Raw genomic sequence first — 20,835 nt, forward strand, 5'->3', positions numbered from 1 at the left:
TTCTGTTTAGTATAAAATTAAAAAATCGTTTTGTGCCCTGCCTATTTTTCTAAAGGTCTTAACCTGAAAAAATCTATAAAACTGTCGGGATTTTCAACCGTACCGCGTTCCGAAACCAATTGAATGGTGATATTTCGATTGCGCGCCTTTGCATTAAAATCATCCAGTATTTCGATAATATCGGGGTCCAGATATCTTGTTTTTCTGACATCAAGTTCCAAGAAGCTATTTTCAGGGAGGGCATCCAATTCTTTGAGGATGGCCCCTTTGTTAAAAAAGGTTACTTCTTCGGCAAGGGTCATCTTTATTTTACCATCGGTAGGGTCTTCGTTTTCCATATGAAGAAAATGGGAATTTTTGTAACTTTTGTAAAGTACTATTACAATTCCTACGGCCAGTCCCATAGCAAGCCCCTTGAGCAAATCGGTAAAAACGATTCCCAAAACGGTGACGATGAACGGTACGAATTGCTTCCAACCACCTTTATACATTGCCTTAAAGGTGGAAGGCTTTGCCAATTTGTAACCGACAATGAAAAGTACCGCCGCCAAAACGGAAAGCGGAATCATCTGTAACAAAAAGGGGATGGTCGCGACCGAGATAATCAGTAAAAAACCATGTACGATGGCCGAGACCTTGGTTTTTCCTCCAGATTGAATATTCGCCGAAGATCGAACGATTACCTGTGTAATAGGCAGACCGCCGATAAAACCCGAAATGATGTTTCCAGCTCCCTGCGCCAAAAGCTCACGGTTGGTGGGTGTCACCCTTTTTTCGGGATCCAACTTATCCGTGGCCTCTACACAGAGCAGCGTCTCTAAGCTGGCGACGAGTGCAATGGTAAAAGCCGTTATTAAAACCGGTGTGGTAAATGCCTGACTCCAATCCGGAGTCGTAAACTGGGTGAGTAAAGTGTCGGTTTCGCGATCCTCGCTCAAGGAAACCAAATGTTCGGCTGCTATACCATACTCGGTTCCTTTTGTCATCACGTAATAAACAATGCCTACCACAACTGCGACCAAGGGCCCTTGAACCAGTTCAAAAAATTTGCCTTTCTTGATAAGGACATTACTCCACAAAATTAAAATTCCCAACGCCGTGAAACCAATAAGGGTAGGCCCGAGACTCGGATCGCCTATGGCATTGATTATTTCAGAAAACGTATTTTCCCCATCAATTTGAAAGAAAGCAAAATCGCCCTCTGGGTCGTCGTCGTCACCGAAAAAGTGCGGAATCTGTTTTAGTATAATAATAATACCTATCCCGGTAAGCATACCGCGGATTACGGAACTTGGGAAATAATATCCGATAATGCCCAATCTGGCGATTCCGAATATCAATTGAATGACCCCGCCTATGACTACAGCGGATAAAAAGATCTGAAAGCCTAAATCATCGATAGCGACAAGGACGATGGCGGCCAAACCTGCCGCTGGACCACTGACACCAATTTGCGAGCCACTTAAGGCTCCTACTACGATACCACCTACGATACCAGCGATAAGGCCCGAGAACAAAGGTGCCCCACTAGCTAATGCAATACCCAAGCATAAAGGTAAGGCGACAAAGAAAACAACGATACTTGCCGGCAAGTCGTTCTTCAAATGTTTGAACATATAATGTAATTTTTTCCCCGATAAAACATCAAGGATGGTTAGTCAATTAGAATTTTTGATATTGATAATCACGAAATGCTTTCCGGAGGAGGAAGTACAATGGTTTTCAAAAAGCAGTAGTTTCTCTCCAAATAAAAAGAGGACATCGCAGAATCGGTAATGCAAAATGCAGAAGGGAAATAAGGTTCATAACTGAAGAGGAAATCTTTTTCTACGACCTCTTTTTTTTCTTCTTCCTCGCCTAAATCCAATACAAATCCGTTGACGTTGTCCATTCCAGAAATAGTAATTATGGCAGGGGCCATTATTGCGGTGGCCAAGAAAAAGGATAAGACGATTATGATGGGCGGTCTCATTTAGAAAATGATAGATAACAAATATAGCATTATTCGAAGGATTTCCTCGTTAAGGAATAACTAAAAATCCTTCAACAGTTTAATACTTTCTTTTGGGAGCCATCCGGTCTTACCATCCGCAATCTTAATTTTTTGATAACCATTGAGCGATTCGAGTACATTTACTTTCGTACCCTCGTGTAGAATAAAAATTCCCTCTCCGCGCTCGTTGGGTTCGGAGCGCACAGCTATTTCATTATCGAAGACGATGGCCGGTTGGTTGCTATTAAAGTCAGCATAATTTACGAATGCCATAGCCACCGCAAAAATGGACACCAATAAACCGATTAAGCTCAAAATAAAAGCGATGCGTTTTCGTGTAGCATCATGAAAAAAGTAAAAAACGATATAGAGCAATACGAATAATAGCATGCTGAACACTCCTAGATAGGCCCATTGGTCAAAAGTAAACCAACGTACTATTCTGTTATAGAATTTCGAGAAACCCATTTCCGGCATGGTATCTATGGCATCCAATGTCATGTTGTTGGCATAAGCTAAATTGTTTTTGATTTCCGGGTCGTTTGGTTTTAAGAGCAGCGCTTTTTCGTAGTAATAGATGCTCGGGGCAATTTGATTGAGTTTGTAATGCGCATTGCCGAGGTTGTAATAGAGTTCGGCGGAATGCTGTCCCTGCTCCAAAATCTTTTCATACTGCGCTATGGATGCAGTATATTCTCCTTCATTATAAGCTTTATTGGCCGCTTCGAAAAGTGCTTCGTTTTGCCCAACCGCCGAAAGGCCGATTAAAAGAATCAATATGAATGTTATTCGTTTCACGTACTATTACGGTATTTAAGTTATCAGCCGCTATGCCTTGGTCAACAGGGAAGCAAATAGTATCTCTATTACAGTTGCTTATCCATTGTTGAGATAACTTCGCTGGCCAAATCGTAATCCTGTTGCATCTGAACTTTTGAAAATTGACTATATCGGGCCATCTCACAATTTTTCAAGAGGCCGATAAAGCCATCCTTTGTGCTGTCATCTACTTTCTTCTCCTGCAGCAGCGAAGCGATTTTATCCTTACTGAATTCGGAAGTTTCGATTTTCAATTTCGCTTTTAAATAATTATGCAGGGCCTTCTCCAGTGCGACATAAAACGCATCCTTATCTCCCAAGGTCTTCTTGGCGGCCGAGAGATACTTTCGCGCCAATCGGTTTGCCTTACGTAGCCTGTTTCCGGTAACGTCACCCGCCCGGGCTTCCCTTTTATTTCGTATTACAATAGCAAGTGGAATAAGTAGCAAGGGCAACAACCACCACAAATAAAAACAGCTTGTATTGAAAAAGTAATTTGAACCTATGGCCGAGAGATTGGGAGTTAATTTGATAAAATTGAATTGATTTCCCGTGGTCGTTACGGTCTGCTTGTTATTGGAAACCGTGCCTGACGGGTCATTGTCGTTAGAGGGCCCCGAGGTGACATTGATAATGATCTCTTCCGATTTAAGCGTGTTGTATTTTTCGGTATTCGGATTAAAGTAACTGAACGAAATGGGAGGTATCGGGTATTTTCCGCGAAACGACGGCACGATGGTGTAGCTATTACCGACTTTTCCCTGCGAACCCGAAATCGTAGTCCGAACACTCTCTTTGAATTCTGGATCGTATACTTCCAAAGCGCTCGGTAGACTAGGCTCTGGGAGCTGAAACAGTTTTAGGTTTCCTTTACCACTGACCTCCACATCTGCTTGCAACGACTCGGATGCATTGAGGCTCGTCTTATTTGTAGTCACCTTAAAATCGAAATCTCCTACCGCCCCGGTAAAATCGACCGGTTTACCTTGTTCAGGCAATGGTTTAACGGTAATCGTGCGCCTACCGGCCGAGACGACCTTGGTGGTTGAGGCGTATACTGGTCTGCCAAAGAAATCGCGTCGGCTCGTGGGCACGTCCACCCGCATTTCTATAGTAAAGGGCTCTATTTCGAGTTTACCGGATTTTTGGGGATACAGCACCACCCTTTTAAAGACTTTGGAGCGATAGGGCTTTTCTTTATAGGTATCGTTCCGAACAGGTTCGTTCGTTCGGGTAATATCCTGGCTCCAGAAATTCTCGTATTTCGGAATATCGATGGTACGGTCACTTGATGCACTTATCGAATTGCTGACGTAAAGCTTGTAGACTACACTGATCGCCTCATTCAAATAAGGATTCGAATTGGAAACCTCGGCCACTAGATGCAGATGTTCGTCGGCGATATCGTCTGCAGTAACTTGGCCATTGGGTCGGTCGACCGCCTCGGTAACTACTACTTTTTTTGGTGTTGATTTGTACGTTTTGCCATCAATGACGATAGATGCTTGGCCGATGGAGAAATTACCCTTGGCCGTTGGGGACACGGTATAGGAATAGGTCTTTGAATAACTTCGTACCCCATTGTACCACGAAGAACTGATCGACTGTGATGGCCCCATGACCACTTTGAAACCCTTAAAATCCGGAGGGGTAAAATTATCCCCGTCTTTGTTCATCGTAAAATCAACCCGTAATCGTTCGTTTATTCCCAACTTATCCTTGCTCAGGCGCATCTCGAACGTGATGCCATCGTCGTCCTGCCCCTTAGCTAAGAACGCAAGCAAGAGTAAAGGCAGTAAACAGATGTACTTTTTCAATTGCATTGCACTTACCAGTCTTTCTCGTTCTTCACTTTAACGCCTTTCACTTTTTTGGCGTCGATTTTTTGCTGCACTTTTTTCTCTTCTTGCTGCATGGCCTCCAATAGATTTTGAATCTGTTGTTTGCTCAATTGATTGGGGCGACGCTGCTGTTCTTCCTTCTCATCGCCTTCTTTGGGCTTATTTTTCTGCTCCTCTTTTTTATCTCCATCACCTTCCTTGTTTTCCTCTTCGTTTTCCTTTTTTTGATCGCCTTCGTCCCCTTTATCCTGCTGGTCTTTGTTTTCTTCTTTATTATCCCCGTCTTTTTTATCGTCCTTCTTATCCTTTTCGTCCTCGTTCTTATCGTCTTTGTTCTGATCTTGGTTCTGCTGGTCCTTTTTCAGCATTTCCTTGGCCAGTGCCAGATTATAGCGGGTTTCCTCGTCTTTTGGGTTGTTGCGGAGCGCCTGCTTGTAAGCCTCGACCGCTTTCTCGTATTCCTTTCTTTTCATGAAAACATTGCCCATATTGTGATAGGCCTTGTGCTTTTCGGGCTTTTCGCTAGCGCGCTCACCTGCCTGTTTAAAGCGGCCGAACGCTTCGCTATAGGTAGCGTTGTTGTAGTAGGCATTACCCAAATTGTAGGGTGCTACAGCGTTTTGATCACTTTTGGCTATCGCCTTTCGGTATTCAACTTCGGCTTCGATAAACTTATTCGTTGTCAGCTCTTGGTTACCTTCGTATGTGAGATTTTTAGACTCCCGGAGGGCTTTCTCCTGTGCTTTAACGGCATCATCTTCTTGCGCAGAAGCAAAACTTCCCGCTAAAAAAATAAAAAGAACGAATCGTTTCATATTAGTCTATAGCTTTTTCATTAAACAGATTGAGTTTTCGCAGCCATTTGGTTTTCCTATCCAATACAAATACATCTAAAAATAGAAATAAAAGCCCTGCACCCAAAAACCATTGAAATTGGTCTTTGAAATCGGCTATTTGTTTGGCTTCGAACTCCTTTTTGTCCATTTGCAACAACTGATCTTTGATGTAATCTACGGCCTCCTCGGTATTGGCACCATTTATGAATTCTCCTTCACCCTCATCGGCGATATCGGTCAAAACCGTCTCGTTCAACTTGGTGATCACCACTTCACCTTGTCCGTCTTTTTTAAGACTTTCAACGATGCCGTTGCGTTTTAGTGGGATAGGCGCCCCTTTGGTACTTCCCACTCCGATTGTAAATATTCGAATACCTGCTTCCGCCGCTTTTTCGACAGCACCCAGGGTCGAACCTTCGGAATGGTCTTCCCCATCGGAAACGATAAACAGCACACGATTGGTCTGTTCCTCATCGTCATAATAGGTTCCGGCAAGCTCGATGGCTGCATCTATGGCGGTACCTTGCGAAGTAAGCATATCGGTATTCATACTTTGCAGGAACATTTTTGCCGCACCATAATCGGTCGTAATCGGCAGTTGGGGGTATGCTTGTCCGGCGTAAGCGATAATGCCCACACGGTCGCTGGCCAGTTCACCTATGATTTCCGAAACGATTCGTTTTGCCTTTTCCAAACGGTTCGGGGCGATATCTTCGGCCAACATACTTTTAGAGACGTCTACGGCGAATACGATATCAACACCTTCCCGTTTTACCGTTTCAAGTTTCGTGCCCATTTTGGGGTTCACGAGCGCCACAATCAAACAAGTAATCCCCAAGAGAAAGAACAAAAGCTTCAAGGTGCTTTTAAAATTAGACCGGTCCGGACTTAGCCTTTTGAGCAATTTCCCTTTTGCGAACTTTTTTCGAGTACGACTTTTCCATAGTTGCAACAACACGAAAATCAGAACCATCACTGGTATGACAGCGAGCAAATAAAAGTATATTTTTTCGTCTAACTGAATCATATGAAACTTCTGAATAAGGTATGGCGTAGCAGCCATTCCAACAACAACAAAGCACCCGCCAAAAATATCCAAGGCCTGAACTTTTCCTCGTATTTGTAATATTTGAACTCTTCAATCTCGGTTCTTTCCAATTTGTTGATTTCGTCGTATATCTCTTCCAACTTGCTGTTATTGGTAGCCCTAAAGTATTTTCCGCCCGTAGCTTTGGCAATGTCCTCTAATAATTTCTCATCTATCTCTACTTGTCGCAAGCCGTATCTAAACGAGCCATCGGCATTGTAGGCGACAGGCGTAAGCGCATTTCCATTCGAGCCCAGGCCGATGGTATAGGTTTTTATACCAAATTCAACGGCAAGATCGGCCGCTGTCTGCGGTTCTATAAACCCCATGTTGTTGACTCCGTCGGTCAATAGAATAATGATTTTACTAATGGCCTTGCTTTCTTTAAGGCGGTTCACCGAAGTCGCCAAGCCCATTCCGATAGCGGTACCATCGCTAAGTTGGCCATAGGTGATTTCACGAAGCGCGTTCAATACCAAGGACTTGTCGCTGGTGATCGGTGTTTTTGTGTAGCCCTCGCCCGCATATGCCACCAAGCCGATGCGATCGTTCGGCCGTTTTTTTATAAAGTTTGCGGCTACTTTCTTAAGAGCAGATAGGCGGTTGGGCTTAAGGTCACGGGCCAGCATACTTGAGGAAACGTCTATTGCCATGACGATATCGATTCCTTTGGTTGTTTTTGTCCGCGTGGAAATATCCTCTGTTTGTGGCCGGGCCATGGCAACGATTATCGCTGCCAAAGCCAGAAGGCGAAAGAAAAACAATAACGGTTTCAGCTTGGGAAGCAAACCTTGCTTGGCAAACCCGCCAACACTCGAAATCTTGAGAGATGCATTCTGGTCTTTTCGTTTCAAAAAATACCAAAGCACGGCCAGAGGCAGCAACAATAGCAGCCAAAAAAACTCCGGGTTCGCGAAATCGATATCTGTAAACATTTATAATTCCAGTTTTACTTCTAAGGTGTTTTTAATACGGTCTACGATTTGCTGCGCGTAGGCATCGTCTTCGAGATAAGTGATGCCGATGGTCTGTTGAAAACCTTTGGCCCCAAAGACCAAAATCTCATATTTCCCCTTGATCAATTCCTCCGATGATGGTGACTTGAATTTACCGCTACCATAAACGCGTGTCCCTTTTACGCCGCTTATCGTCGTGAACACGTCGTCTTTGGTAATAATGTTTTTCGCCCCCGCTGCCTGAAAAGTTTGCAGCAACTGTTCAATAGTCTGATCTATTGGTGCTTCTATGGGCTCTTTGTACGTGACAGAACTAACGCCGATATCGAAAAGTCCTACTTGACTACTGTACTCGAAGGCTTGCAATTCCTTTATTGCCTTTTGGGCTTCCTCAGGAAGCTCAATTTGTTTTCGTACCAGTACCTTCGGCGTCTCTAAAACAATAGGTGGAAATCCGTACGAACTTGCCACCCATTCCCCTTCGAGAAGTTCCTTGGTCGGATGGCCCAGAATGGAATCTTTCAGATAGCTAAAACCGTAGTTGGCCACTGCGATCGCAGCACCCGTAAAGAGCACCCCGAACAACACTACAATACCGATTACGAGTTTTTTACGTTGCTTACGGCGCATAAATTCTTCCTGATATTCGGCCTGTTGCATTAATTCTTCTTCAGTCGGCTCTGGTAGGGCATCATGGGTTTTTACCACGATTTGCTCGATGGTTTTTCGATCTTGTTCGGCGACCAAGGTATCGGGTTTCGATTTGGCGAACTTGACCAAATCGGCAGTTTGCAAAATTTTCTTGAACTGCACTATGGTTTCCGTGTCGAGTTCGAGTTCCCCGGAATCTTTTAGCAGTTCTAACTTTTCGATGAGTTGGTCGGTAGTACTCTCCAAAGCACTAACATGCACGTCTTCCTCTAAATAGGAACGGACGATATCGGTAAGTTCCGAATAGTACTGTTTGTATTCGTCCTGAATCAAGTAGCGGGAGTTCTCTAATCTTTTCAACTCCATCAAAGCCCTGTCGTAGGGCGGCAGCAAAGCCTCTTTTTCAGCTTCTGATAAGGGTTTTTTACGGAACACGAACCAATAGAACAAACCTGCAATCAGTAGCAAGGCCCCTAAAATACCCAAAAGAAGTTTCCAATACGACCCACTGGTCCGTTCCACCTGAATCAAAGGTTTGATATCGAACATTTGCTGTTTCAAGGTGTCTACCGGAACGGTGGCCACATTGATCATGAGCGAATCGGTAAAATAGCCTTTGCCATCTATTTCAATGCGTTGGGTTGGAAGTTTGTAGGCCCCGGAATCGAACTGCGTTAAAGCATAGGTTTTTAAGAGTGTCATCCGTTCCTTTTGGCGTAGTACCGTATCGGTATCGGATGCTTCAACGGTCTCCAAGGGAGAAAACGTCTGTCCGTCCGGAAAGATAACCTGCGCGGTAGAGTCTACCTCGACCGTGACCTTAAAGGTAACCTGCTCTCCGATTTTTATAAAGGTGGTATCGACCTCCGAAGCGATTTTCGGGGTGGTTTGGGTATATGCGTTTGAAGCGTAGAGCAAAAATAAGCCCATGACGAGACATCGCATCACCAGAGCGGCCGACTTCTTTGTTAGCACTTCATAGCTTGTACTTCGCATCACCCTCTTCTTTTGAAATACCTCAGTAACTTTTTAACGTAGCTTTCATCTACCCTACAGCTTAAAGTACCACAGCCAGATTTGGTAAAGGTTTCCCGAAAATAGTCTACTCGTTCTCGATGGTATTGACCGTAAGCCATTCGAACGCTTTTGGATTGGGTGTTCACCAACTGCACTTTTCCGGTTTCGGCATCCTGCATCTGCACCATGCCCAAATTGGGAATGGATTCTTCCTTTTCGTCAAAAACCCGAATACCGGTTACATCATGCTTATTGCCTGCGATTTTCAAGGTCTTTTCGTAGTCGCTCGCAATAAAGTCCGAAAGCACGAAAACGATGGCCTTCTTTTTAAGGACGCTACTGAGAAACTTAAGTGCCTCCGACAAATCGGTCTTGTTACTTTTCGGTTTAAACTCCAATAGCTCCCGAATAATACGTAGCACATGGCTTTTTCCCTTCTTAGGCGGAATAAACAATTCTACCGTATCTGAAAATAGCATTAAACCCACCTTATCGTTGTTCTGTAAGGCTGAAAAGGCCAAGGTAGCCGATATTTCGGTAATAATCTCTTTTTTGAATTGGTTGGTGGTACCGAAGAGTTCCGAGCCGCTGACATCTGCGACCAACATCATGGTAAGTTCGCGTTCTTCCTCAAAAACCTTTACAAAAGGTTCGTTGTACCGTGCGGTCACGTTCCAATCGATACTACGTACATCATCACCGAATTGATATTGGCGTACCTCGCTAAACGTCATTCCTCGACCTTTAAAGGTAGAATGATATTCCCCACCAAAAATATGGTCGGAAAGACGGCGCGTCTTGATCTCGATTTTACGTACTTTTTTAAGTAGTTCCTTGGTATCCATGTGGCCCCACCCGACCTCCCCTCAGGAGAGGAGTCTATGGCGTGTCTAATTTGTGTTAACTGTGGTCTTAATTGGTCAGTAGTTATAATTGATTTAGACGCTTTTCACAATAGAAAAACGTATAGCACCCAAAAAGAAAGCCTCCAAAAGGGGGATTAAAGGGGCTAAGGTACTTCAATCTCGTTAACGATCTTGTTGATGATTTCCTCGGAAGTGATGTACTCGGCCTCTGCTTCGTAGGTAATCCCGATGCGATGGCGAAGTACATCATGTACGACTGCCCTCACATCCTCGGGCACCACATAGCCCCTACGTTTGATAAAGGCATAGCATTTGGCGGCTATTCCGAGATTGATACTACCCCTTGGCGAGGCACCGAAACTTATGAGTGGTTTCAGGCTTTCTAGATTGTATTTTTCGGGATAGCGGGTCGCGAAAACCAAATCAAGAATGTACTTTTCTATTTTCTCGTCCATGTAAACATCCCTAACAGCCTTCTGCGCACTCAAAATCTGGTCGATACTCACCACCGGGTTTACGGCTTCATAGGCATCGTTCAAATTTTGACGCATGATCATTTGCTCCTCGTTCATCTTCGGATAATCGATAACGGTCTTGAGCATAAAACGGTCAACCTGGGCCTCAGGCAAAGGGTAAGTACCCTCCTGCTCGACCGGGTTTTGCGTGGCCATAACCAGAAAAGGCTTGTCGAGAACGAAGGTTTGATCCCCTATGGTCACTTGTTTTTCCTGCATGGCTTCCAAGAGAGCGGACTGAACCTTGGCGGGAGCACGGTTAATTTCATCTGCCAATACGAAATTGGCGAAAATCGGACCTTTCTTTATAGAAAAATCGTTTACTTTCATATTGTAGATCATTGTACCGACAACATCGGCAGGCAAGAGATCCGGAGTAAACTGAATTCGGCTAAAACTGCCTTTTACAGCCTTCGAAAGCGTATTGATGGCCAGTGTCTTTGCAAGTCCTGGAACACCTTCCAAAAGAATATGGCCCTGTCCTAATAGCCCTATGAGCAGGCGTTCGACCATGTGTTTTTGACCCACGATGATCTTGTTCATCTCTAAAATCAGAAGGTCGATAAAAGCACTTTCTTGGGCAATTTTTTCGTTCACGGCGCTAATATCCACAGTGGTATTTTCTTCCATATATAAATTATTGGATTTTGGTTTTTATTGGTTTGGTTTTCGAACTGTATCAAACGGTGACGCAAATTGAAAATTTATTCACTGGTTTGCTGTTAACGATTGGTTAAAAATTGTCCGAAGCCCCTATTTTTATGAAGTTTTTAAGGGAATTCTTTTTAATTTCAACCCCTTGTAAAATTCGCCTGCTTTAATGGCCGTGTGCCTTGAAAATGGAAGAGCGAAATAGCCGACAAATCTGAAATGAATAGCATCAAAATATTTTGTGGATATTCGAGGAATACGAATCTGATTTGAATTTTTATGCATGGTTCAATAGAAACGATCTGAACACTAATAAATGGAAGAAACTACGTACTCAAGAATAATTTCAGGCTGCATGAATTGGGGCATTTGGGACAAGAAATTCTCTAGCCGACAAATTATCGATATGCTCGAATACGCCTTGGAAATCGGAATTACGACTTTTGATCATGCCGACATTTATGGCGGCTACACTACGGAAAACGATTTTGGAAAGGCCTTCGCCGAAAGTAAAATTGCACGTGAACGTATTCAACTGATTACCAAATGTGGTATTCAAATGCACTCGGAAGTCCGCCCGAATGTGATAAAGCATTATGAGTATTCGGCGGCCTATATCATTAGTTCGGTAGAACGCTCACTTCAAAATCTGAGAACCGACTATATTGATATGTTATTGTTACACCGCCCTAGCCCGTTGATGAATCCTGAAATTATCGCAGAGGCGATAACGCGACTGCGGAATGATGGCAAAATCAGGGACTTTGGGGTTTCTAATTTTACCCCCTCACAGATTGCGATGCTCGAAAAAGCGATTCCCGTAGCTTCCAATCAAATCGAATTTTCATTAACGGCAAACGATGCGATGAATAATGGATGTTTGGATGATAGCATTACCCATGATCGAATGATGATGTCCTGGAGCCCGTTGGGATCATTTTTTAAAGAGAAAGCCGAGCGGGCATTGCGAATTCAAAAGGTAATGCAAAAAATGAAGGAAAAATACAGGGCTACGGAAGATCAGTTATTGTTGGCCTGGGTGCTGAAACATCCTTCGAAAATACATCCTGTAGTGGGTACAACAACGAAGTCACGCCTAAAAAATGCTATCGCGGCCCAACAGATAGCTATGGAATTGACCGATTGGTATATTTTGCTGGAAGCAAGTAGGGGCCATGAAGTGGCATAACAACTAAAAATGATACGTATGAACAAATGTGCTTTGATAACAGGGGCCACAAGTGGTATTGGAAAGGCGACCGCAGAACGTCTTGCCGCAGATGGATTTCGTTTGATCTTATGCGGTAGACGGCAAGAACGTCTCGATGAAATGGAGGAGGAATTGGGAAAGAAAACAAGTGTAGCCACCTTGAATTTTGATGTTCGCGACAAGGAAGCCGTTTTTAAATCGATATCAGGCTTGCCCGAACCTTTTTCAACAATCGATATCCTTATTAACAATGCTGGGAATGCGCATGGGTTGAACCCTATTGAAGACGGAAATCTTGACGACTGGGATGCCATGTTAGACATCAATGTTAAGGGCTTGCTTTACGTTTCAAAAGCGGTACTTCCCCAGATGGTGTCACGAAAAGAGGGCCATATCATCAATATCGGTTCCACTGCCGGGAAAGAGGTATATCCCAAAGGCAACGTCTACTGCGCGAGTAAATATGCCGTCGATGCCATCAACCAAGGTATGCGGATAGATTTGAACCAGTATGGTATACGTGTTGGTGCCGTGAACCCGGGATTGGTAGAAACCGAATTCAGTGAAGTCCGTTTTAAGGGAGACACCGAAAGGGCGAAAGCAGTTTATGAAGGGTACCAACCCTTAAAACCAGAGGACGTAGCAGACATCATTCACTTTGTCGTTACCCGCCCCTATCATGTAAACATTGCCGATTTGGTGGTCATGTCGACCGCGCAGGCATCTTCGACTATCGTAAATAAAGGTTGATGAAGCTATCCACCGAAAAAGGGGGTTCAACCATAAAAAAAATGGCATATTTTCCAAATTCACCTACTATAGGTAGGTACCGAACACCATACACGTGATCAACAAACGCCTTCTCGTAAAAAACCTGCTCGCGCACAACGACGAGAACAGTTTTTATGATAAAAAGCGATTTATCGATATTGGCCAGAAAGAAGGGAAGGCCAAGTTCTTAAAACACGTTTGCGCTTTGGCGAACAGCAATCCCAATAACAATTCCTTTATCGTGGTCGGGGTAGAGGATGAGGACAATAAGATTGTGGGCGTCGATTTTTTCGATGATAGTAAAATCCAGAATCTGGTGAATGCATATCTTGATAATCCACCACTAATTTCCTATGAAAACATCCCTTTTCCGCACTTGCCGGAGGGTAAGGTCGTGGGTTTGGTCACCATTAAATCGAATGGGAAGGTTTGTGCGCTACGGAAGAATATCTGGAAATATTACGGCGGCATGGTGTTTTTCAGGGAGGGAAGCATCAGTTTGCCCAAAGCATATGATATCGAGCTTAAAAACAGGAACGATAATGCCGTTGCCAATATTGAGCAGCATGCCAAGAACAATATTGAATTAACCTTGGATGGGGTTATCGATTTTATCAACAATCGCCACCCCGATATGGAAAGTAGTTACAAGGTGTTTAAAGAGCAATTTGTGGTGTGTTGGGCCGGGAACAAAAAGAAAGTAAAGAACGAGACCTATTTTTCCCGCGTGGATATCGAGTTGATCAACGAGCAGGTGAAATTGTTCTATTCCACCTTGGACGAGGTTACCATTTCATATGACGAACATTCGTTTACCACTATCGAATACGTGCAACTGGGTTTGGCCAAAAGGCAGAAATACTATCCGTTGGAAAAGGTGGTCATCACTTTCAACGATAATGGTACCTATCAGATTCAGAGCGACCTTATTTTCGACCCGCCACAGTACGACAAGAAGACCTTGCACCACATTTACAATACCAACAATTCCTTGTTGGAAAAGATCAAAAAAAAGATAGATTTAAAACCATCCGAGCAGAATGATTTAGAACACCTGCCCGATACATATCTTATTTGTTATCTGAACGGCTTCGAAGAGGCCAAGGAGCAAATGGAAATAGGACGGTCTCTTTTAAAAAACGAAAATCCTGAAATTTACCTCACCTTAAAAGAGTCGTTACGAATTTTAAGGAAGGTAAAATACAGCTGAAACGAGACCCTTCAGGAAAATCATCCTTTGCGAATAGCATTCAAATACTTTTTTAGTTCTTCCCTCACCTTTGGGAACAGGAACAAGAGTCCGATCATATTTGGGAAAACCAGGGCCAAAATCATGGCATCGGAAAACTTGATGACCGCATCGAGGGTTACCGCAGCGCCCAGAACGGTAAAAATCAGAAAAATAACTTTATAGGTCAAATCGATTAGGCGGCCCCTTCCGAACAGAAATTTCCATGCTTGTAGACCATAATACGACCAGGATAAAATGGTCGAGAAGGCGAACAAGGTTACGGCAACCACCAACACGTAGGACGAACCGGGAATGGCATGGTCAAAGGCAAGCGAGGTCAAGTTCACCCCGCCCGCCCTGCTACCATCTGTCAATAGCGCCTGTCCGTTGAGCACATCGCCATATATGAATGCGCCGTCAATATTGAACATGATAATGACAAGGGCGGTCATAGTACAGATGACAACGGTATCGATAAAAGGTTCCAATAGCCCGACTAGACCCTCCGATGCCGCAAATTTTGTATTGACCGCGGCATGGGCAATGGCCGCAGAACCGGCACCGGCCTCGTTCGAAAAGGCGGCACGGCGGAAACCCTGTATCATGACCCCGATAAAACCTCCGGTAATCGTTGCGCGGGGTGTAAAGGCTTCAGAGATAATCAATGAAAAAGCGTCGTCGACGAAACCAATATTCGAAAAGATAATGAAGAGCGCTGCGCCCACATATAGGGCTGCCATAAAAGGCACTATTTTCTCGGTTACTTTTGAGATGCGTTTGATACCTCCGATAATCACGATACCGACCAAAATCGCAAAAATAAGTCCCACAATACTTCCCGAGGCAGACCCTTCAAATCCGAAGCGTTCGATTATTTGGGCAGCGGCCTGATTGGTCTGAAACGCATTGCCTCCGCCAAAAGACGCCCCTACGCAAAGCAAGGCGAAAAGCATACCCAAGACTTTCCCGAAATACGTAAACCCCTGTTCTTTTAGGCCTCTCGACAAATAGTACATGGGGCCACCATACACGTTGCCCTTCGCGTCGATATCACGATATTTTACGCCCAAGGTACATTCGACGAATTTCGAGCTCATCCCCAGCAATCCGGCAACGATCATCCAAAAAGTAGCACCGGGGCCTCCAATCGATATGGCTACGGCTACCATGGCGATATTTCCCAAACCTACCGTTCCCGAAACCGCAGTGGCCAGCGCTTGAAAATGGTTTACCTCTCCATAATGACTTTCATCTTTGATGGTATCGACCAAATCACCCTCAATATCATTGGTTTGTGCTTTTAAAAGCGTAGCGGATTTTTCAAGATGGTCAAATTTCCCGCGAACTACCTGGATAGCAGTCGGAAAATGCCTGACATTCACGAAACCAAAATAGAACGTAAAAAAGAGTGCACCGGAAAGCAGTAGGATGAGAATTATAGGAATGCTGAAACCAAATATTGAAATTTCGGTAAAAATCAGGTTTTCCCACCAAATCGCAATGGGCATAAAGGCTTCGTTCAGACGTTCGTCAAAACCGATTGTTTGGGCAGTACTGGTCAAAGGAAAAATAGCAAAAAGGAAAAATAAAAGTATAGATCGGTTTGTTGACATGATGCATATTTTGGATACGAATACCCAAGATGCAGTAAAGGAATCATAACAAAATACGAAGTCGGAAATAATTTGAAAATGTCAGTAAAAGCAGTACCGACAAAAATGGGATTTTACCAGTATTTAGAGGGAAATGTTCTCCGAAGGAACGGCCAAGCGAATTTTGCGCTCGCGCTGTGCAGACATCTCGAAAAGCGACTCTTTTAGAGGCTTTAGATGATGGTCCTGCGTCCAGTTCCCTTTTCCAAATAGACCGTCCAATAGTGCGAAGAGCAATCTTTTTATTTGATTATGGTCATTGATGTCATATTCCCTTTTAGAAGCAACGGCATTTTTTGGCTTAATCTCAAGCCAGGCTTCGGCCGTATTTTTTCGGCGTTCGGCAAATTTTAGAAATAGATTGAAAAGAGCCGGGGTCAGGTTGATGTTTCGTTCCGTATTTCCAGGAAACCCCTTAAAGGAAACAATAGAGGCTCTCTTACCATCGGAACGATTTTGGCTGATGAACTTGATTTTCAATCGTTCTGCAATGGGAATCACGCTTTCCGATAACTCTTTGACCCAACTTAAGGCCAGTGCGAAAAAAATCATGATAAGGCAGGTTTTGAATATTGCCGAGAATAGGGGAAGGTTGATAGAAGAATCGGTTAATTTGTACAACTGGGCAATCAGGGTAATCAATATGCATAGCAACGATAACCAAGCCAGGGCTTTTAACCTGCGTTTGGCAAACGATTCCCAGAGCACATATCCCAAGAAGCCCAACGTCAGAAAAGCGTAGTACACATCCAGTTCGCTAATGACGATTATCGCCCTTCCCGACACCATTTTATTGATGGTAGGGAGAAGCGAGAACAAAAAGGGCAGCCCAACGATATAGGTCCAGTACCTTGATTTGATGATTTGTTTCAGAGGTTTCGGCAAGTAGCGAAACCACGGCAGCGCGAGTAGGATGAACAGACTATTGAACAACGATAAAATACTGCGCCATCCTTCCCGTAGATTTTCCGATTCGGGAGCGATTTCCGTGAAAATCACCTCCAGAAGTCCCGAGATACTCCAGCACAAGACCGATAAGGCTAGCCATACCTGACCAAAATCATTTTGCCGTTTCCCGATATGCCACCAAACCGCCAATAGCGCAACGAAAGCAAACAGGCATACTGCGAATTGCCACCATCCGTAAAACGAAATGATTTCATAGTTCGTCATAGACTAAAGTGCAAAGAGCGCCATGGGGCAGTCTCGGTCAGTCTCAAATATAAGGAAAAGGTCTTTGGAGATATTTAAACCCACTTTAGAAGGTGCAGCTATGTGTTCTGCAACCAGAGTATTTGATAGGGCTTTAGCGTTAATTTTTCTTTTGAGAACGTAACAGTTCTTCCCGTTATCAGGTTCTTGGGTTTGTTCTTAGCGCCATAGGGGCCTAACATCAGCGCATCGACTTCTTGTATCGATTCGCTGAAATTACAGATAATCAAAACACCCTCTCCTTGGCTCGCCGTTCTTTCGTAGCCGAATATATGGGGGTTGTGAATATTATAGAATACCGTGTTATTATTGTCAGCGAATGAAGTTTGTTGCTTTCGTATTCGGATCAATTTTTGCAACGCAAAGAAAATTCGGGATGGGTAAGCCTTACTATCCTTTAAATTGTCTATTGCCTCCCAGTCTTGTTGCGGTCTATTGACCCAACGGCTATCTTCTTTCTTATCGACGTCCTGTAAATATGAATAGTCGTTCAGCGCGCCTATTTCATCACCGGCATAGATAAGAGGTATGCCCCCATAGGATAGGATAATGGCGTGCATCATGATAATTTTAGCAACAGCAGTTTCAATACTTTCCCTATCCTTCTCTTCAAGGGCCTTTTCCAACCCTAATAACGAAGCGCAACTGCCCGTAATTCTTCCATCACCGGTTTTGGGATTGTACATGAAGACCGCTCCTCTGGCCGGAGACCATTCAATGTTTTGACAGTAATAATCCAAAAGAAATCTGCGATGACTTTTGGCATCCCACCCGACTTCGTCGATATAATGGTCTTCGAAACCAAGGCCGATATCGTCATGGCAGCGAATGTAATTGATCCACGTAGCCTCATCGGGCTTTGCGGGAAGGTTTTGAAGGTTTTTATAAAGGAGTATGGTCTTTTTAGTGGCAATCGCATCCCAGAGCAAAGCCATTAATGTGGCATTGTAGGCGACCTCGCACTCATTGCCTTTCGTATTTCCCGTACCAAAATATTTAATGATTTCTTTTGGGGCGACTATCGCTTCAGCTAAAAAAATCGCTCCCGGGGCAATCACTTGCAGACACAACCTGAAGAGCGAGATCAGCGCATGTGCTTCTGGTAGGTTCTGGGATGTAGTACCCAGTTTTTTCCACATGAAGGCCAAGGCATCCAACCGAATCACATCTACCCCAAGATTGACCAACTGCACCAAATTTTTCAGCATTTCGATAAACACCTCGGGATTGGAATAGTTGAGGTCCCATTGGTAGTCATTGAAAACGGTCATAACCCACTTTTTCATTTTTGGGTCATAGGTGAAATTGCCAGGCGAGGTTATCGGAAAAATTTCGGGAAGCGTTTTTTCGAACGCGTCGGGAATTGTCCTGTCAGAATACACATGGTAATAGTTTTGATATTTGGCATCTCCCCCCATGGCTTTTTTGGCCCAGGGGAATTCATTCGAGGTATGGTTGGCAACAAAATCCAGCATAAGGATCATGTCTTTGCTGCGCATTTGTTCCGTAAGGGTTAAAAGATCTTTTTTAGTACCATACCGTTTGTCTACCTCATGGTAGCTATTTACCGCGTATCCGCCGTCGTTCTCTCCCTTAGGTCTTGGCGTAATGGGCATGAGGTGTAAAAAATTCACACCTAGTTTCTCGAAGTATTCAAGTTTGTTGGTCAGGCCCTTGAGGTCTTTGTTAAAATGGTCTACGTACAACTGCATACCGGCAAGTTGCGACGATTGATACCAATTTCCAATATGTAGACGTTCGTTATCCTGCCGTTTCAGGGGTGCCGGTCTTTCTTTGAAAAGCGATGGGAGTACCGAGAGCAGTTCTTCGAACGATTCAGAATGGTTCTTCTCCGGATAGAGTGAAAAAAACAATTCTTTGATCAAGGTGAGGTTGGTCGCCAGCCGTAGTTCAAAAAGTTTGTCAAAATCGGGGTTTTCTTTAGAGTCGCTGTGCGTTGATGCGATATAACGGTGTAAAAAAGCTTGGTTCATACTAGGGCACGTAGTTGTTCTTGGGTAGGCAACGACGGTATTGCTCCAAAATTTGTTGTGGTGATCGCACCGGCCTTGTTGGCATTTTCGACCATCTTCACCAATAAATCGGTATTTTCCAAAATGGTCTCGGTGTCTTTGAGCGTGGAAATTTGCTGTAACAAACAGCCGATGAAAGCATCACCGGCTCCGGTAGTGTCTACCGGTTTTACCGAGACACTCGGTATAGTCAGTTTGCTGTTTGCGGTACTCAGCAACGTTCCCTCGGCCCCAAGCGTTATGGCAATTATTTTAGTGCCTATCTCGTGTAGGATATCGCAGCACGCATTTAAATCGGTTTTTCCTGATAATAATCGGGCCTCTTCCAGACTGAATTTTCCCAAATGGGATTTCTCGATAAACGGCATGCACTTTTTGATGAAAAGGTCTTCCTCTTCTTTCCAAAGATCACCCCTGAAATTGGGATCGAAACTGATGAAGGCACCTTGTGTTAGCGCATCGAAGAAATACCGCCCGTATGTTTTTTCCAATGGGCCGCCAAGCAGAGCAGTTGCCGCGCCCAAATGCAACATATTTCCTTTAATATCCTTTTTTAGGGAGGAATCATACTGAAGTTCTTTATCGGCCCCGCGACTAAATACAAAATCACGCTCACCATTTTCGGAAAGGGAAACATAGGCCAAGGTGGTGAAGGTCTTCGAGCGCTGCGCCAAGGAAACGTCTACATGATTTTCTTTCAGCACATTGAGCAGGTAACTTCCGAACGGGTCATTGCCAACGCAACCGACAAAGGAACTAGTGCCTCCTAATTTGGCAATGGCACAGGCAACATTCGCGGGAGCACCTCCTGGTTTTTTGGTGAAAATGGTAGCTTTTGAAAGATCACTGCCTTGATTTTCAGCAACAAAATCAATCAATAGTTCACCAATACAGAATACTTTTTTCATTGAATGGCATTAATGGTGTCGTAAGGTAAATACAAAACAGGTGCTATTCCAAAATTTTATGGGAAATAACGGTAAAGTAACTCTTTGAGGCATCGAGGCATAAGAACTCCTTCGCCCTTACCTCAAGTTGAACGGTAGGGTTTAAATCACGCGGCAAGACTATAAAATTCAGCAAGATTTCATCGTTCGCGTTGGGTATATGGGACATACCCATTGCTTTTTCCGTAACTTCAATTACTCTGACCTTCAAAACATTTTCCCGCCGCACACCACAAATTTCCTTTGAAGTGGTGAAACTTTCCAAAATTTCCAAGGTAAAGTTTATTTCCCCTGGGTTGGCTGTGGTGACCGAAGTAGGACTTTCTACAGCATCGTTTTCAATTCCCGTTTCAATATTGTTTTCCTGATCTTGTACGCTCGGACTTGTTGTTTGACAGCCAAACGATGATACAATCAAAGTAGCGAAGAGCAAGTATTTCATCTCTAAGGGGTTTAGAAATTTCTACAGTAAAACTGCAGCATTAATTAAATTTGGAGTGTCTTTTAAATTTACGGTAAACAAAGCAAATAAGATGCCATAACATAT

The 20,835-nt window shown here is 43.9% G+C and carries 18 protein-coding genes; 3 read left to right on the forward strand and 15 right to left on the reverse strand.

Annotated elements, in window-relative coordinates:
* Positions 1-41 precede the first annotated feature (41 nt).
* From FGM00_RS18790 to FGM00_RS18835, 10 genes are all read right to left on the reverse strand, one after another.
* Positions 42-1,616, reverse strand: a complete 1,575-nt coding sequence (locus FGM00_RS18790) for a SulP family inorganic anion transporter (protein WP_138854396.1) — start codon at positions 1,614-1,616, stop codon at positions 42-44.
* A 68-nt stretch (positions 1,617-1,684) separates the two neighbouring features.
* Entirely contained in the window at positions 1,685-1,972 is a 288-nt protein-coding gene (locus FGM00_RS18795) for a hypothetical protein (RefSeq protein ID WP_138854397.1), read from the reverse strand.
* Between the two features lie 60 nt (positions 1,973-2,032).
* On the reverse strand, positions 2,033-2,791 hold the full coding sequence (locus FGM00_RS18800) for an SH3 domain-containing protein (RefSeq protein WP_138854398.1): 759 nt from the start codon (positions 2,789-2,791) through the stop codon (positions 2,033-2,035).
* A gap of 68 nt (positions 2,792-2,859) precedes the next feature.
* Positions 2,860-4,635, reverse strand: a complete 1,776-nt coding sequence (locus tag FGM00_RS18805) for a BatD family protein (protein WP_138854399.1) — start codon at positions 4,633-4,635, stop codon at positions 2,860-2,862.
* Between the two features lie 5 nt (positions 4,636-4,640).
* Positions 4,641-5,468 (reverse strand): tetratricopeptide repeat protein, encoded by an 828-nt coding sequence (locus FGM00_RS18810; protein ID WP_138854400.1) that lies wholly within the window; start codon positions 5,466-5,468, stop codon positions 4,641-4,643.
* Between the two features lies 1 nt (position 5,469).
* Positions 5,470-6,516, reverse strand: a complete 1,047-nt coding sequence (locus FGM00_RS18815; protein WP_138854401.1) for a vWA domain-containing protein — start codon at positions 6,514-6,516, stop codon at positions 5,470-5,472.
* Positions 6,513-7,511, reverse strand: a complete 999-nt coding sequence (locus FGM00_RS18820) for a vWA domain-containing protein (protein WP_138854402.1) — start codon at positions 7,509-7,511, stop codon at positions 6,513-6,515. The genes FGM00_RS18815 and FGM00_RS18820 overlap by 4 nt, the downstream gene beginning before the upstream one ends.
* Positions 7,512-9,128: a BatD family protein gene (locus FGM00_RS18825; RefSeq protein ID WP_138854760.1), complete on the reverse strand. Its 1,617-nt coding sequence runs from the start codon at positions 9,126-9,128 to the stop codon at positions 7,512-7,514. It abuts the gene before it with no gap.
* 50 nt (positions 9,129-9,178) lie between these two features.
* Positions 9,179-10,045 (reverse strand): DUF58 domain-containing protein, encoded by an 867-nt coding sequence (locus FGM00_RS18830; protein WP_138854403.1) that lies wholly within the window; start codon positions 10,043-10,045, stop codon positions 9,179-9,181.
* 164 nt (positions 10,046-10,209) lie between these two features.
* Positions 10,210-11,211, reverse strand: coding sequence for an AAA family ATPase (locus FGM00_RS18835; protein ID WP_138854404.1), 1,002 nt, complete (start codon positions 11,209-11,211; stop codon positions 10,210-10,212).
* Between the two features lie 337 nt (positions 11,212-11,548).
* Here FGM00_RS18835 and FGM00_RS18840 point away from each other — a divergent pair, with 337 nt between their 5' ends.
* From FGM00_RS18840 to FGM00_RS18850, 3 genes are all read left to right on the forward strand, one after another.
* Positions 11,549-12,421 carry an aldo/keto reductase gene (locus tag FGM00_RS18840; RefSeq protein ID WP_138854405.1) on the forward strand — a complete coding sequence of 291 codons (873 nt, stop codon included), beginning with the start codon at positions 11,549-11,551 and terminating at the stop codon, positions 12,419-12,421.
* 18 nt (positions 12,422-12,439) lie between these two features.
* Complete coding sequence (locus tag FGM00_RS18845) at positions 12,440-13,192, forward strand: SDR family NAD(P)-dependent oxidoreductase (RefSeq protein ID WP_138854406.1); 753 nt, start codon at positions 12,440-12,442, stop codon at positions 13,190-13,192.
* A gap of 94 nt (positions 13,193-13,286) precedes the next feature.
* Positions 13,287-14,423, forward strand: coding sequence for an ATP-binding protein (locus FGM00_RS18850; RefSeq protein ID WP_138854407.1), 1,137 nt, complete (start codon positions 13,287-13,289; stop codon positions 14,421-14,423).
* 20 nt (positions 14,424-14,443) lie between these two features.
* On the opposite strand, the gene FGM00_RS18855 is transcribed toward FGM00_RS18850, so the two are convergent.
* From FGM00_RS18855 to FGM00_RS18875, 5 genes are all read right to left on the reverse strand, one after another.
* Positions 14,444-16,057 carry an alanine/glycine:cation symporter family protein gene (locus FGM00_RS18855; RefSeq protein WP_138854408.1) on the reverse strand — a complete coding sequence of 538 codons (1,614 nt, stop codon included), beginning with the start codon at positions 16,055-16,057 and terminating at the stop codon, positions 14,444-14,446.
* Positions 16,058-16,180: 123 nt separating this feature from the next.
* The gene (locus FGM00_RS18860) at positions 16,181-17,269 is read right to left on the reverse strand and encodes a hypothetical protein (RefSeq protein WP_138854409.1); all 1,089 of its coding nucleotides are present in this window, start codon (positions 17,267-17,269) and stop codon (positions 16,181-16,183) included.
* A 98-nt stretch (positions 17,270-17,367) separates the two neighbouring features.
* Complete coding sequence (locus tag FGM00_RS18865) at positions 17,368-19,302, reverse strand: amylosucrase (RefSeq protein ID WP_138854410.1); 1,935 nt, start codon at positions 19,300-19,302, stop codon at positions 17,368-17,370.
* Entirely contained in the window at positions 19,299-20,249 is a 951-nt protein-coding gene (locus FGM00_RS18870) for a carbohydrate kinase family protein (protein ID WP_138854411.1), read from the reverse strand. Before FGM00_RS18870 ends, FGM00_RS18865 begins: the two co-directional genes overlap by 4 nt.
* 43 nt (positions 20,250-20,292) lie before the next feature.
* Positions 20,293-20,730, reverse strand: coding sequence for a hypothetical protein (locus FGM00_RS18875; RefSeq protein WP_138854412.1), 438 nt, complete (start codon positions 20,728-20,730; stop codon positions 20,293-20,295).
* Between the last annotated feature and the right edge of the window lie 105 nt (positions 20,731-20,835).

This window comes from Aggregatimonas sangjinii, assembly GCF_005943945.1.
In the GTDB taxonomy this organism is placed as follows: domain Bacteria; phylum Bacteroidota; class Bacteroidia; order Flavobacteriales; family Flavobacteriaceae; genus Pelagihabitans; species Pelagihabitans sangjinii.

Excerpts from the sequence above, each read along its gene's own strand:
- FGM00_RS18870 (WP_138854411.1), bottom strand. The coding sequence starts at position 20,249 with ATGAAAAAAGTATTCTGTATTGGTGAACTATTGATTGATTTTGTTGCT.
- FGM00_RS18835 (WP_138854404.1), bottom strand. The coding sequence starts at position 11,211 with ATGGAAGAAAATACCACTGTGGATATTAGCGCCGTGAACGAAAAAATT.
- FGM00_RS18840 (WP_138854405.1), top strand. The coding sequence starts at position 11,549 with ATGGAAGAAACTACGTACTCAAGAATAATTTCAGGCTGCATGAATTGG.
- FGM00_RS18815 (WP_138854401.1), bottom strand. The coding sequence starts at position 6,516 with ATGATTCAGTTAGACGAAAAAATATACTTTTATTTGCTCGCTGTCATA.
- FGM00_RS18860 (WP_138854409.1), bottom strand. The coding sequence starts at position 17,269 with ATGACGAACTATGAAATCATTTCGTTTTACGGATGGTGGCAATTCGCA.
- FGM00_RS18825 (WP_138854760.1), bottom strand. The coding sequence starts at position 9,128 with ATGCGATGTCTCGTCATGGGCTTATTTTTGCTCTACGCTTCAAACGCA.
- FGM00_RS18845 (WP_138854406.1), top strand. The coding sequence starts at position 12,440 with ATGAACAAATGTGCTTTGATAACAGGGGCCACAAGTGGTATTGGAAAG.
- FGM00_RS18805 (WP_138854399.1), bottom strand. The coding sequence starts at position 4,635 with ATGCAATTGAAAAAGTACATCTGTTTACTGCCTTTACTCTTGCTTGCG.
- FGM00_RS18790 (WP_138854396.1), bottom strand. The coding sequence starts at position 1,616 with ATGTTCAAACATTTGAAGAACGACTTGCCGGCAAGTATCGTTGTTTTC.
- FGM00_RS18810 (WP_138854400.1), bottom strand. The coding sequence starts at position 5,468 with ATGAAACGATTCGTTCTTTTTATTTTTTTAGCGGGAAGTTTTGCTTCT.
- FGM00_RS18820 (WP_138854402.1), bottom strand. The coding sequence starts at position 7,511 with ATGTTTACAGATATCGATTTCGCGAACCCGGAGTTTTTTTGGCTGCTA.
- FGM00_RS18795 (WP_138854397.1), bottom strand. The coding sequence starts at position 1,972 with ATGAGACCGCCCATCATAATCGTCTTATCCTTTTTCTTGGCCACCGCA.
- FGM00_RS18875 (WP_138854412.1), bottom strand. The coding sequence starts at position 20,730 with ATGAAATACTTGCTCTTCGCTACTTTGATTGTATCATCGTTTGGCTGT.
- FGM00_RS18855 (WP_138854408.1), bottom strand. The coding sequence starts at position 16,057 with ATGTCAACAAACCGATCTATACTTTTATTTTTCCTTTTTGCTATTTTT.
- FGM00_RS18865 (WP_138854410.1), bottom strand. The coding sequence starts at position 19,302 with ATGAACCAAGCTTTTTTACACCGTTATATCGCATCAACGCACAGCGAC.
- FGM00_RS18830 (WP_138854403.1), bottom strand. The coding sequence starts at position 10,045 with ATGGATACCAAGGAACTACTTAAAAAAGTACGTAAAATCGAGATCAAG.